At 44.3% G+C, this 13,530-nt stretch carries 14 protein-coding genes; 7 read left to right on the top strand and 7 right to left on the bottom strand.

The annotated features are described in order from the left end of the window. Nucleotides 1–47 precede the first annotated feature (47 nt). Nucleotides 48–866: a carbon-nitrogen family hydrolase gene (locus JCM16418_RS14560; protein WP_036650200.1), complete on the bottom strand. Its 819-nt coding sequence runs from the start codon at nucleotides 864–866 to the stop codon at nucleotides 48–50. A 173-nt stretch (nucleotides 867–1,039) separates the two neighbouring features. Between JCM16418_RS14560 and JCM16418_RS14555 the strand changes: the two genes are divergently transcribed. The 7 genes from JCM16418_RS14555 to JCM16418_RS14525 all read left to right on the top strand — a co-directional run bounded on the left by JCM16418_RS14555 (nucleotide 1,040) and on the right by JCM16418_RS14525 (nucleotide 8,502). Beyond that, nucleotides 1,040–2,260 carry a pyridoxal phosphate-dependent aminotransferase gene (locus JCM16418_RS14555; RefSeq protein ID WP_052020308.1) on the top strand — a complete coding sequence of 407 codons (1,221 nt, stop codon included), beginning with the start codon at nucleotides 1,040–1,042 and terminating at the stop codon, nucleotides 2,258–2,260. Between the two features lie 395 nt (nucleotides 2,261–2,655). Beyond that, the gene (gene proB / locus JCM16418_RS14550) at nucleotides 2,656–3,759 is read left to right on the top strand and encodes a glutamate 5-kinase (RefSeq protein WP_036650198.1); all 1,104 of its coding nucleotides are present in this window, start codon (nucleotides 2,656–2,658) and stop codon (nucleotides 3,757–3,759) included. 42 nt (nucleotides 3,760–3,801) lie between these two features. Beyond that, complete coding sequence (locus tag JCM16418_RS14545) at nucleotides 3,802–5,049, top strand: glutamate-5-semialdehyde dehydrogenase (RefSeq protein WP_036650195.1); 1,248 nt, start codon at nucleotides 3,802–3,804, stop codon at nucleotides 5,047–5,049. Between the two features lie 40 nt (nucleotides 5,050–5,089). Continuing rightward, nucleotides 5,090–5,950 carry a pyrroline-5-carboxylate reductase gene (proC, locus tag JCM16418_RS14540; protein ID WP_036650193.1) on the top strand — a complete coding sequence of 287 codons (861 nt, stop codon included), beginning with the start codon at nucleotides 5,090–5,092 and terminating at the stop codon, nucleotides 5,948–5,950. Then, complete coding sequence (locus JCM16418_RS14535) at nucleotides 5,947–7,170, top strand: 2,3-diketo-5-methylthiopentyl-1-phosphate enolase (RefSeq protein WP_036650190.1); 1,224 nt, start codon at nucleotides 5,947–5,949, stop codon at nucleotides 7,168–7,170. The genes proC and JCM16418_RS14535 overlap by 4 nt, the downstream gene beginning before the upstream one ends. Further along, the gene (locus tag JCM16418_RS14530; RefSeq protein ID WP_036650187.1) at nucleotides 7,167–7,844 is read left to right on the top strand and encodes a 2-hydroxy-3-keto-5-methylthiopentenyl-1-phosphate phosphatase; all 678 of its coding nucleotides are present in this window, start codon (nucleotides 7,167–7,169) and stop codon (nucleotides 7,842–7,844) included. The genes JCM16418_RS14535 and JCM16418_RS14530 overlap by 4 nt, the downstream gene beginning before the upstream one ends. 1 nt (nucleotide 7,845) lies before the next feature. Continuing rightward, nucleotides 7,846–8,502 carry a methylthioribulose 1-phosphate dehydratase gene (locus JCM16418_RS14525; protein ID WP_036650185.1) on the top strand — a complete coding sequence of 219 codons (657 nt, stop codon included), beginning with the start codon at nucleotides 7,846–7,848 and terminating at the stop codon, nucleotides 8,500–8,502. Between the two features lie 117 nt (nucleotides 8,503–8,619). Here JCM16418_RS14525 and JCM16418_RS14520 read toward each other — a convergent pair whose 3' ends face one another. The 6 genes from JCM16418_RS14520 to JCM16418_RS14495 form a co-directional block, all read right to left on the bottom strand. Continuing rightward, nucleotides 8,620–9,384, bottom strand: a complete 765-nt coding sequence (locus tag JCM16418_RS14520; protein ID WP_052020306.1) for a hypothetical protein — start codon at nucleotides 9,382–9,384, stop codon at nucleotides 8,620–8,622. Further along, entirely contained in the window at nucleotides 9,371–10,612 is a 1,242-nt protein-coding gene (locus JCM16418_RS14515; RefSeq protein ID WP_081765447.1) for a DUF6677 family protein, read from the bottom strand. Before JCM16418_RS14515 ends, JCM16418_RS14520 begins: the two co-directional genes overlap by 14 nt. 26 nt (nucleotides 10,613–10,638) lie before the next feature. Beyond that, a complete protein-coding gene (locus JCM16418_RS14510) occupies nucleotides 10,639–11,109 on the bottom strand; it encodes a hypothetical protein (protein WP_052020304.1) in 471 nt (156 codons plus the stop codon). After that, nucleotides 11,106–11,639 (bottom strand): RNA polymerase sigma factor, encoded by a 534-nt coding sequence (locus tag JCM16418_RS14505; protein WP_081765446.1) that lies wholly within the window; start codon nucleotides 11,637–11,639, stop codon nucleotides 11,106–11,108. Before JCM16418_RS14505 ends, JCM16418_RS14510 begins: the two co-directional genes overlap by 4 nt. 211 nt (nucleotides 11,640–11,850) lie before the next feature. After that, nucleotides 11,851–12,678: a Rossmann-fold NAD(P)-binding domain-containing protein gene (locus tag JCM16418_RS14500; RefSeq protein WP_148298819.1), complete on the bottom strand. Its 828-nt coding sequence runs from the start codon at nucleotides 12,676–12,678 to the stop codon at nucleotides 11,851–11,853. Nucleotides 12,679–12,812: 134 nt separating this feature from the next. Next, nucleotides 12,813–13,514 carry a DnaD domain-containing protein gene (locus JCM16418_RS14495; RefSeq protein WP_036650181.1) on the bottom strand — a complete coding sequence of 234 codons (702 nt, stop codon included), beginning with the start codon at nucleotides 13,512–13,514 and terminating at the stop codon, nucleotides 12,813–12,815. Nucleotides 13,515–13,530 lie beyond the last annotated feature (16 nt).

Raw genomic sequence — 13,530 nt, 5'->3', positions numbered from 1 at the left:
CTCATCCATCAATTTTATTTCCTTAGTATTGTTAACTTCCCTAAGCCTTATTTCACGGAATAAATATCTGGGCGTCTGTCCTCGAACACAGGAATACGGTTACGTACCTCATCCACTAGCTCAGGCACAATCTCGCCAGTGACGATTTCTTCTGCCTCGGTGCCTTCGGCGATAATTTCGCCCCATGGATCAATAATCATGGAATGCCCGAAGAATGTGGAATTGCCACTTGTTCCAACACGGTTGCATGCGATGACGTACATTTGATTTTCGATCGCTCTTGCCATAAGAAGTGTACGCCAATGATGAAGACGAGGATGCGGCCATTGTGCAGGCACGATCAGTACCTTTGCCCCACCTAAAGCTAAACTGCGAGCTAGTTCGGGAAAACGGATATCATAGCATATCGAAACTCCAGCCTGAAAGTCAGAATCAAGTTCGAAGGTAACCAGTTCTTCGCCTGCGGTTAGATGCTTATCTTCATCCATTAAACGGAACAAATGTAGCTTGGAATATTTACCTACAGCTTCACCATTACGATCAAAAATGTACATCGTATTGTATACCTGATCCCCAACTTTCTCGGCAACCGATCCACCGATAAGCATAACACTATGTTTCGCAGCAAAATCAGACAACCACGCTTGGCTTACCTGTCCATTAGGATCAGCAAGTTGCTGGATTTGTTCCAAAGCGTAGCCTGTATTCCACATTTCCGGCAGGATAAGCACATCTGGCTTTTTCTCAGCAAGCACTGCTTGTGTCATCAGAATCTCTAAATGCTTCTGATTTTGCTCTGGCTGTCCAATCGTTATATCTGCTTGAATTAACGAAATGTTTAATGGATACTGTTTATTATGAGTCATGGATCTTCCTCCCAAATCATTACTCTATTGTTTGTAACATCATTTATAATTGTAAACCATCATATCCTCCCATAACGCCAACTGGCAAGACCCCTTATTCCCCCTATACAGCTCGGTTAAATCATGATAAATTAAATCTATTCTATTTTTTGTCAAGACCGGAGTGATCAATCATGAAACCATCAGAATTACATAATCAACGATCATCTTTAACATCTAATTTTCAGATTAATCCTGCTGACATTATGAATCAGCTCCCTACTCAGTTCTTCGCCACACTCGTGCAGAAGGTCAACCGTGAAATTGCAGCTGGGCATGACGTCATTAATTTAGGACAAGGAAACCCAGACACACCTACTCCAAACCATATTGTAACTTCACTTGCCGAAGCGGCCGCAAACCCTCTTTATCATAAATATTCGCCGTTTACGGGTTTCACTTTTTTGAAAGAAGCAATAGCGAAACGTTATTTAGAAGACTATGGTGTTCAGCTTGATCCAGAAAATGAGGTGGCGATCCTCTTTGGTGGTAAAACAGGACTCGTGCAACTACCGCAAATTTTGCTTAATCCCGGTGACCTTTGCTTAGTTCCTGATCCAGGATATCCAGATTATTGGTCTGGTGTTGCACTCGCTCGTGCCGAAATGTCATTTATGCCGCTAACACAAAATAATGGTTTTCTTCCGGATTATAGCCGAATTTCAGAAGTGGATCGGCAGCGGGCGAAGCTGATGTTCCTGAACTATCCGAATAATCCGACCGCTGCTACGGCTCCGCCTTCCTTCTATAAAGATACGGTCGAGTTTGCCGCCCAAAATAATATAGTTGTCGCGAGTGATTTCGCATACGGCGCAATCGGGTTTGATGGACAGCGTCCTGTTAGCTTTCTACAGACACCAGGTGCCAAAGATGTCGGCGTCGAATTCTATACCTTGTCCAAAACATACAATATGGCCGGGTGGCGTGTAGGCTTTGCCCTAGGTAACCCTGAAATTATTAAGCTCATCAATTCGCTTCAGGACCATGTATATGTTAGTTTGTTTGGCGGCATTCAAGCCGCGGCAGCAACTGCCCTCACGAGTCCACAGGACTGTGTTGAGAAGCTCGTATCTCGCTATGCTTCTCGCCGTGAAGCTTTGTTTACAGGTCTCAAAGATATCGGTTGGGATGCCATTAAACCTAGCGGCTCCTTCTTTAGTTGGCTGCCTGTTCCTAAAGGCCATACCTCTTCCTCCTTTGCAGATCTGCTACTCAGCGAAGCTAAAGTAGCAGTTGCTCCGGGAATTGGATTTGGACAGTATGGTGAAGGATACGTCCGTGTCGGACTTTTAACCTCTGAGGAGCGTCTCCAAGAGGCTGTACACCGAATTGGGAAGCTGAATCTATTTGGATAATTTTTTTGCAAAGGTATCTTTTACGTGGTATTCTATTTTAAATCCATGGATTGTGAAGGTAGCTAATTTTCCTTACAAACCATATGTCGAAATCCTCAAACGTGTTGATGGGACCAGTACGATAGGCTATGCGCGCTAGTTAGAGAGTAAATTCCATGGGCTGAGAGAATTTACCGCGAATCCTTTCCGAATCCTACCCCTGAACGGCCTGCTATATGTAGGACAGTGCCTTCTGTTACAAGGCTTAAGCCGGATGATCTAATCATCAATGAAGGTGGTACCGCGGAAGCTAAACTTTCGTCCTTTACAATAAAGGATGGAAGTTTTTTTATTACCTATATGGATATGTAAATATGGAGTAAAATAATGAGATTTGATGAACAGGAAGTGATGAAATGTCATCCAGAATCGTAGTCAAAATCGGAAGCAGTTCGCTAACTTCTGTCGAAGGAGGCCTCAATCGTGACGCTATTTCTTTCTTCGCAAATGAAATTTCAAATCTGAAACGTGATGGATATGAAGTTCTGCTTGTGACGTCAGGAGCAGTAGCCGCAGGATTCCGAGCCATTGGTTATTCCTTCAGGCCTAAGCTTCTGCACGAGAAGCAAGCCGCGGCGGCCGTTGGACAGGCATTGCTTATGCAAGCCTATCAAGAGGCTTTTGCCGGACATGGGATTATCAATGCACAAATTTTGCTCACACGTACTGACTTTATAAGTCGTCAACGTATGAATAATGCCGTAATGACAATTGAAGAATTGCTCAATCAAGGCGCTGTTCCTATTTTTAACGAAAATGATACTGTTTCTGTAGACGAGCTTAAATTCGGTGATAATGATACACTCTCAGCGATGGTTGCAAACATGGTCAAGGCTGAGCATCTGCTTATACTCACAGATATGGATGGTCTATACTCAGGTGATCCTCGCAAACATCCGAATGCGGTGCGTTTTGATCACATTGAACATATTACAGAAGAGATCTACTCTATCGCCGGTGGCGCGGGTTCATCCTTAGGTACAGGAGGCATGCGCTCTAAAGTTGATGCAGCCAAAATTGCGACACGCGGGGGGGTCCCGGTCTTCGTAGGAAAAGTATCTGAACCAGGTGATCTCAGTCATGCTGTAAATGGCCAGGGACGCGGGACTTATTTCGATACACATCTTAATTCGTTACCCGTTAAAAAGCAGTGGCTTGGATTCATGTCTACTCCTCTAGGGACTCTTCAGGTGGATGATGGTGCAGAAAAGGCAATGGTTCATAATGGACACAGCTTACTCCCCGTCGGTGTAAAAAACGTAGCAGGTCATTTTCATGCTGGTGATGTTGTTGAAGTTGTGAATGCTCGTGGAGTCATACTTGGTCGCGGCATTGTCAATTATGATGTAGAGCAGATTCAGCAAATTCTAGGCAAGAGCAGCACCGAGGTTTTTCAAATTCTATCCAGTGTCCATCGCCTTGAAGTGATTCACAGAGACGAGTGGATTACATTATTATAGAGTTAACCGTTTCATAAAACTGTTCATGAGGGGGCTATACCGATGAGTGAAGTGAGAACAAAAGCAGAGCTTGCGCAAGCCGCAGCAGCTGTGCTTAATCGCCTGAGTACAACGCAAAAGGATGAAGCCTTGCAGCTTATGGCAAATGCACTAAGACAAGGACAAGAGGAAATTATCACAGCTAATGCTGAGGATTTAGAACGTGGGAAGCAGCAAGGAACTTCGCCTTCCCTACTCGACAGACTTGCCTTGAATCCACAACGTATTGAGGGTATTGCGTCTGCACTTGAGCAAATCATTGGGTTACCCGATCCAATTGGAGAGAAGTTAGAACAAATCGAACGCCCTAACGGACTTCACATTGAGAAAATACGCGTACCACTTGGAGTAATTGGCATCATCTATGAAGCCCGTCCTAATGTTACTGTTGATGCAGCTGGACTCTGTCTGAAGACAGGTAATGCCGTCGTACTAAGAGGTGGCTCCTCCGCCCTGTCATCTAACCGTAAGATCGTAGAGCTTATGCATGCTGCCCTTGCATCCTCAGCCATTCCGGCAGATGCACTACAGCTGATTGAAGATCCTAATCGGTCTTCGGTGGACGAAATGCTTAAGTTAAACGGTCTGCTGGATGTCGTCATTCCAAGGGGAGGCAGCTCACTTATCCGTAATGTTGTTGAGAACTCCACTGTCCCTGTTATTGAAACCGGTGCTGGAATCTGTCATACGTATCTGGATCAGACGGCTCAACCGGATATGGCAAGCGCGATTGCGATCAATGCAAAAGCCCAGCGCCCATCCGTTTGTAATAGCATGGAAACTTTACTGGTACATCAAGATTTTGCACAGCATCATTTAGAGGCACTAGGTGTGCAGCTTCGCGATGTAGGTGTTGAGTTACGTGGATGCCCCGAGACCCTGCGTTTGCTTCCTTGGGCTATCCCTGCTACGGATGAGGATTACGCGACAGAGTATAATGACTATATTCTGAATGTCAAAATCGTATCCTCGCTTGAGGATGCCATGCAGCATATTAGCCAATATGGTACACGTCATTCGGAATGTATCATTACATCCGATCAAGAGCTTGCGGAGCGGTTTATGCAAGAAGTAGACGCTGCTGCTGTATATCATAATGCATCGACTCGTTTTACAGATGGATTTGAGTTCGGTTTCGGTGCCGAAATTGGTATTAGTACTCAGAAGCTACACGCCCGTGGCCCTATGGGACTACCTTCATTATCAACTACGAAATACATGATCCATGGAAATGGACAAATACGCGGATAATACCGGTACTCCCGGCGTTAACGGCAAGGAGGATTCACTCATGAGTCAACAAGAAACCCTTATTTCACAGCCAATCGCCTTCTACGGTGCCGGTTCTATGGCGGAAGCTATCGTACGCGGCCTTATCGGACGCGCTGTCGTACAATCCACACATGTTACAATGATTAACCGAAGTAACAACGCCCGCCTTGAAGAATTAGAACATCGTTATAATATCAACACTAGCAATGATCCAGAGGCGAAGCTGGAGATTTTGAAACAGTCTCCGATTATTGTTCTAGCCATGAAACCAAAGGATGCTGCCAGTGCATTAAGAGAGATCGGTCCCCTCTTATCTGAGGATCAATTAATTATTTCCGTCATCGCTGGACTTACCATTCGTACGATACAGGATCTACTTGGACGCAAACAACCTGTTGCTCGCACAATGCCAAATACGTCGAGTTCTATCGGACTCGGTGCCACCGGAGCCTCATTTTCCAAGGAAATTAATGAGGAACAACGTCACAATGTTATGAATCTATTTAGCGCTGTAGGTACTGTAACGATTGTCGAAGAGGATAAATTGGAGATTCTAACGGGTATTTCCGGAAGTGGACCTGCCTATATCTACTACATGATGGAAGCTATGATGGCGGCTGGCATTCGCGGTGGCCTGACTCCACAACAATGTAAGGAATTGACCGTACAGACCATTCTCGGTGCTGCTCGAATGGTTCAACAGACGGGTGAAGAACCATCAGCGCTACGTGCCAAGGTTACATCCCCTAACGGTTCAACACAAGCAGCGCTAGAAACGCTTGATCAAGGCGATTTCTTTGAGACCGTGATTGCAGCTGTCAACCGCTGTGCTGAACGTTCCCGTGAAATGGGAGCCGCGTTAAAGGAGGGAATTTCATGAGCAGTTGTACAGCTACCTACCGCCTTTATGATGACAAGGCCGACTTTCATAAGAAAGCCGAATCCATCGCTGTCGGCATGACTGTCGGCAGTTGGACTGAGCTTCCACAAGCGAAGCGTGAATCCATGCAGAAGCATCTTGGACAAGTTCTTAAGGTTTATGTACATGAGCCGGAAGGAGTCCAGCCAGGCGAACGATATGCGGATGTTACGATCGCTTATCCTGATGTAAACTTTAGTAAAGATATTCCTGCTCTACTCGTAACGGTATTCGGTAAAATTTCAATGGATGGCCGAATCAAGCTTAACCATCTTGGCTTCTCAGATGAGTATTTGTCCGCCTTCCCAGGTCCAAAATTCGGTATCAAGGGCATTCGAGATCGTTTAGGTGTACATAATCGCCCACTACTCATGAGTATCTTCAAGTCTGTAATAGGACTTGACTTGGATGAACTACGTGACCAGTTTACACGTCAAGCACTTGGCGGTGTCGACCTGATTAAAGATGATGAAATTTTGTTCGACAACCCGCTAACTCCTATTGAGAAACGTGTTGAGGTTTGTATGCGAGCAGCCGAAGCCGCAGAGAAGGAGACCGGTAAGAAGCTGCTCTATGCCGCTAATTTGACGGGACCTACCTCTGCTTTAAGGCAGCAGGCTTTACGAGCCATCGATGCGGGTGCTAATGCTCTTCTATTCAATGTACTGTCCTATGGTTACGATGTGCTACATGAATTAAGTAGTGATTCAGCAATTAACGTGCCTATTGCAGCTCATCCAGCACTCGCTGGTGCATTTTATCCGTCTCCTCATTATGGAATCTCGGCTTCCGTATTACTCGGTCAGCTCATGCGCCTTGCTGGAGCGGACCTCGTTCTCTTCCCTTCGCCTTACGGCTCTGTGACCATGCCTAAAGAAGAGAATATGGCTATCCGTGATGAACTATTGTCTTCTACGCTTCCATTGCGGACAAGCATGCCTGTGCCATCTGCGGGCATTCATCCGGGCCTAGTACCCATGATTATCCGCGATTTCGGAACGGATGTTGTCATTAATGCTGGTGGTGGTATACACGGTCACCCTATGGGGACTGAAGCTGGGGGCAAAGCATTCGTGCAAGCTATTGAAGCAGCGCAAAAATTAATTTCACTAGCCGATTATGCCGCTGCTGGACATCCTGAGCTTCAGAAGGCGCTCGATACTTGGGGGGGAGAACGATGAAATCCGGCAAGAAGCCCGTCATCTTTTGCGATTTTGATGGAACCATCACATTATCAGACAATATCGTCGCAATCATGCAGCATTTTAAACCAGAGGGCTACGAACCGATTATGGAAAAGATCGTTAAACGCGAAACGACCCTGATTGAAGGTGTTGGCGATATGTTTGAACTGCTACCTTCTAACCAGAAGGATGACATCGTTAGCTTTGTGCTCAGTCGTGCGGGCATCCGCGACGGATTTCCTGAGTTTTTAACTTTTCTAAAGCAGGAACAAATTGAGTTTAATGTAACTAGCGGAGGCATAGACTTTTTCATTGATCCCCTTCTGGCACCTTATGACATACCTAAAGATCACATCTATTATAACAGTGCTGATTTCAGCGGAGAACAAATACGCATCGTATGGCCTCATCCTTGTCAGCCTCCGTGTGATAAGGGGTGCGGGATGTGCAAAACGACCGTAATTCGGCAATATGATGAAGATCAATATGAGCGTATTCTCATTGGCGATAGCATAACGGATTTTGAAGGAGCACAAATTGCTGACCTCGTTTATTCCCGTTCAAGTTTAACTGATAAATGTAAGGAACTCGGTGTCTCACATGTTCCTTTTAATGATTTTCATGAAATCATTGCGGATATGCAAAAGAAACTACAACAAGGAGTGCTGTAATATGAGCTTCACCAGCATCAAACTTGAACATAAACAGCAAGTATTACATGAACTACGGAATATCAAACAGCAGTTTGCTGACCGCAACTGGTTTCCGGGTACAAGTGGCAATCTTTCTATGCGCGTAGGAGATTTCACAGCTGACCAATTCCATTTTGCCATCACAGCGAGTGGTAAAGATAAATCAGTCCATACTGCTGAGGATTTCTTATTCGTAGATCAATCCGGAGCTCCGGCAGAAACCACAGATCTTAAACCAAGTGCCGAAACGCTAATTCATTGTGAAATTTATCGTCTAACGGGATGCGGTGCCGTGTTCCACGTGCATACCATTTTTAATAATCTGATTAGTGAATGGTTCGGAGAGAACGGAGCTGTTCCTGCTCAAGGCATCGAACTCATTAAAGCTTTTAACATTTGGGATGAAAATGCTGAGATTTCTATACCGATTCTTCCCAATTTCGCACATATTCCATCCATTGCTGAACTTGTTGAGAATGTTCTAGATCCCGCTGTACCCGGCATACTGCTACGAAACCACGGTATTTATGCTTGGGGCAAGAACGCTTTTGAAGCTAAAAAACATCTTGAAGCTTTCGAATTCATTTTTGAATACTTATATCGGAGTCTTTTGCTGAATAAAAGCAACTCGAATTGAATGTATAGTAAAGGTGACCATACTTCTAAATAAAAATAGCCCCGTAGCGCCTTGTGAAGGCACTGCAGGGCTATTTTTATATAACTTCGTTACTGATACTTCGTTACTGATACTTCGTTACTGGCTATTATTGTTCTCATATACCGCACCTTGGTTGTCGCGAACGATAACCTTTAGCTGCTGGGGTACAATAACGGTTAAATCAAGAGCATTACTCGTCGATTCAAAAAATGAAGCTTGTGACGGATCGGCAAACATGATGTACATCGTATCACCGACCTGTTTAACTTGTATGAGCTCATCCGCATTTCGTACGACAGTAGTTGCATCATTGCGTGTCCGATAGCTAGCCATCAGATGCATTTCCTTACCACTTGTTTTGTCTATTTTGACAGCATACGGATGGTCTCCTTGTATAATCATTCGCTTTGTAGTTGGCTGCACGTTTTCTGTCCAATCCGGAAGTCGAATCGTTTGCTCGGTACCTCCAGCTATTTTACGAATCTCCTGCACAATTCCTAACGAACTTAGAGCGGCGAACCCTATGCACATGACGGTAAGAATGCCTACAAAAAATACACTCAGTATGTCAAACTTCATTTTCCCTGATCGGTTGAAGAATAAGCTATAGCTTGTCATTTCGAGACCTAGTAGGATAAAGATGGCTGGCCACCATTTCAGCGCGATATCAAATACATCGCCCCCCCGCCATTGGGATGTCAGCGTAACAACTCCAATGAGTAGCAAGGAGCAACCCATGGACAAGGTTCCTACTCTCCATTGTCTGGGAGGAGTTGAACTTGAAATGGAGGGATCTGGCGACATGGAAGGTCTATAATTTGCCTCTTGCTTCAGTACACTTTCGGGATTATGAGTTTCCATGACGCTTCTCCTTCCCATTCGTTCTGGATTTTGAGCCTGTCATTAATTTTATACCGCCAAAGATCAATAGAATGGAAACTAGGAACGTTTTTAAATATCGTTCGACTCGGTAATCAATTCTTAAGGCAGGAAAACGAATATCTAGAACGGGAACAATTAGATTTACTGATACATAATAGATTCCAAGAATAAGCAGCCCTACTCCAAGCCATCGCTGATGATTGATTAATCCTTCGATGATTGGACGATCCACCAAAGGTTCACGGCCATATCGGCTCGTCTGCTGCATTCCGTCAAAGAACGAGAAGAACCAAATCACAGGAATTAAGAACAGAAACAAAGATAAGTGAAGTAGATCAAGGATATATACGCTACCTAGAAAAATGACCATGAGTTGCAGACCTCTCTTTTGTAAGCCGAGGTACATATGTCCTGCACCTGGGAATGCAGATAGCAACGTAGCCATTACTTTACTCCGTTTACCGTCCTCACGACCCGCTTCCATTTCATCAAATAACGTACGATCGATTAGAACTTCTCCAGCTTGCTTACGGTGAATGAGCTGCACAGCATCGAACATGCAATAGAGCCAGATGATAGGTAGAATACCTAGGAATAACATAAAGATCGATTGACTCGTAAGTCCAGTTAGAAAGAACATAACGGTACCTAAACCGAAGAATGCGATCAAGAAAGACAATCCACGCTGCATAAGTCCCATATGCAAATGTCCGAGACCTGGAATGAATGAAAGTAGAATCGTAAAAAATCGTTCGCTCTCAGGATTGCTAAAATGATTGTTCATCGTTTGTTTAGCATTGTAATCTGCATTATAGGTTCCTGGGTCACCTGTTGATTGATCATATGAATGGACATTGGGATTAGATATGCTCTCTGGATAGCTGTAAGGACCGTAAGGAGGCTGCGAATGCCCAGACCAGCCTTGATTTGAAATGCTTTGTGACTGCTGTGCCGGTACCCTAATGAGATAAATAATTAAATCAATCATACTGAACCCTGCCAGGATTAAGGCGCATACAGCGGTCAGCATAACAACTTCCTCTCTACCACTAGCTACATAAAGCATAAATCCTAACAGGATTCCTCCAAAAAAGAACATGGGGTACACGATCCCCCGGGCTTTTCTCCCCATATAGTAATGCCCGAGACCCGGGATAAAGTTGAGAAAAAATGCCAACATTTTATTGCGATATGGCTGCAAATTCATACTTCCTTTCTATATCAAAATGAATTTTATGGTTTAAAGCGGTCGATCCAGTCTGTCGTTACTCTGACCAGTTCCTGACTGTACGAACCCCTACTCGTATCCGATTTTTCCAATGATTCAGGAGATAGTTTGTCAAACCATCCAGCAGAAAGGAATATGAGGGTAAGACAAGCAGCCACCGCGTAATGGAACAGTTTATGTTCGTACCAACGCCGCTTAGCCTCAACTATTTTCTCAGAAAATAGAATTTCACTCGCCATAACCGGCAAATGTACCATAACAGAGTCCACAAAATGATCAGGTTCAGTAAGTGGTGGTAACCGATCTTCCACTTGTTCTAAAGCTTGCATGTATAGTTCTAAAGCATTTTCATCTTGCTCAAGAATCCATTCTAGCCTTTCAGACTGCACTACTGAACATTCGCCTTGCACATACAATATCCACTCTTGGATTGTAACTTTATTTTCGGAATTATTCATATGCTTGTCTTCACTCATGTCCATTCTTCCTCCTTCCAATGGTTCCGAACCCAACCCCGTGCTCGATACAGTCTAGATTCAACGGTCTTCACCGCAATTTCTTGCTCTGTGGCTATTTCTTCATAGGACTTCTCCTGAATATAAAATAAAGTTAAAATTTCTCTGTGCTGCTCCGGCAGGCGAGCAAGTTTTCTCTCTAATGTTTCTCGCTTCTCCTGCCGAATCAACTGCACAACAACATCTTCTTCCGCAGACGGCCATTGCTCCATTACTGTAGCATCGAACGCCTGGTCTTCCCTTCGCCTACTTAGCTTCCGCTTTGCATCTATCGCTTTATGTAATGCAATACGGGTCAACCATGTCTTGAACCCTTGGGAACGATATTCGGGGAGGGATTTATAGACTTGTATGAATGTTTCTTGGGCAGCATCTTCAGCTTCCTTTGTATTCCTTAGAACTGAATATGCCGTGTGGAACACATGCTGTCCGTAACGTTCCACAATGATACGGAATGCAGCTTGCTCCCCTTGGCGAATTTGATCGATCAAAACGTCCTCGTCAATAACCCTCTCCTCCTTCCCGCATCAATAGACGACATGAATACGTATGACCCCTGCAATTTCTCTTAAATTTTCTTAAAATTATTTTCGTATCTATAGATTGTCCCGATCTATTCATAAAAAAAGCAGACTCCATCCGCTTAAGATGAGCCTGCTAGTCATGTATTCTTGATTGATGTTATGTTAAAAATTCAAAATGCTAATGGTTTGCGTAATGACGGATCAGATCAGGCAACCACGAACGCACAGTCTTAAATTTAAATCCAAGTCTAGATGCTTTACTCGTATCCATATACCAAGAATCTTCAATACCGAATGGTGATTGATCCTCTTTAGCCGTCTGCTTCTTAATCACTGCTTTTTTACCTGTTTCTTTTTCGATCCAAGTCATAAGTTCTGAAAGCTGCACATCTCCATCTGAACATGCATTAATTGGACCCTCTACGCGTTGATTCTTAAGCCAGCTTAGGAAAGCTGCCGCTTCCGCTGAATCAATAAGAGACATTTTTGCATGAATGTTTGGCATTCCCATAGGAATACCTTTTTGGATATGTTCGATGTGGAATTCCAATCTCCCCGTGTAGTCATCTTCTCCTAGAACGATAGGGAAACGTACAGCACAGACTGGAAAATTAGCTTTCTGGAACATAGCAGCTTCAGCAAGTCTTTTGCCCTCGCCGTAAGGAAAATCATCTCGTCCACCCATGGTTAAAGGATAAATATATGGATTTACATCCTTCTCTTCATTTCGATGTGACCCAACATCGTAAACAGATAAGGTTGAAGTAAGGATATAACGTTTTACTTTACCTTTGAAAATTTGGCAGGCATCCAGGGCAGCTTGGGGCGAATAACAAATATTATCGTATACTACATCCCATGTCTTGCCATCCTTTGTCACTTCCGCTAAGGAATCGTAGCTCTCGCGGTCAATCTGTAGACGATCCACTTGCTCTCCAAACGAATCTGGGGTGTTGCCTCGTGTGGCAATCGTGACTTTATGTCCCTCTTCTAACAGAAGCTCCACGAGTCGCTTACCAAAAAAGCGGTCCCCCCAATATCAGAATGTTCTTCATACATATCCTCCTTCATCCGGGTTCCAACCCAATTCATATAAAAAGCGTGCCTTCCTATCAAAGGAAGACACGCTGCAGCCTTTGATTATACTCTTCCGCTGCTGCGGAATTTTTGTGTATAGGCCTTAGCATCACTAACATTTTTCACCCGATTACGGCTCCATTCCAGTAGAATTCGGTCAATATAGCGGAAATGTATCTTGCCCGCAAATACTGCTTCTTTCAAGGCCATAAGGATAAGCTCACCAGGATACCGATCTTGATCAATCCAGCTGGATATCGTTTCACATTCCATAGGAGATAGCGGACGACCGAATTCCTTCTCGAAAATCGTAAACATATTCGAACTACTATTCTCTTCATCAGCTTGAGGACGAGCACTTGTTGATCGATTCCCTTTTGTGAATGAGCGATTCTTCTCTTCCACGACCAGGCAGCGACTCAGTTTATCATAAAGACCGGATACGTTATATCGCTCATTCTGGATACCACGTACTTCATCCCACTCTTCGTCAATACTGATCAAGCCATCTTTCATCAGCTTCTGTAATGTATGTGCAACCGACTGTGCAGTAGATCCCATCACTTCAGCGAGCTCTTCCATGGTTGGAAGGTCTTTCTGCTCTACCTGTTTAAAAGCGATCAAATGAATCAGTAAAAGCATTTCGCTATCGCTCAGCTTCAACTTGCGGTAATAACGGAGCAGGACATATGGGATAACCGCCATGCCCGCTCCCATCCCGGATGAAGCTCCCTCGGCCCAAGTCTTCCAGCCTGCACTATCCATGAGCTTCACCTCTCTT

This window comes from Paenibacillus pini JCM 16418 (assembly GCF_000576305.1).
Lineage (GTDB): Bacteria > Bacillota > Bacilli > Paenibacillales > Paenibacillaceae > Paenibacillus_AQ > Paenibacillus_AQ pini.
Note: the sequence above shows the minus strand (reverse complement) of the source record. Positions and strands in the feature narration are given on the sequence as shown.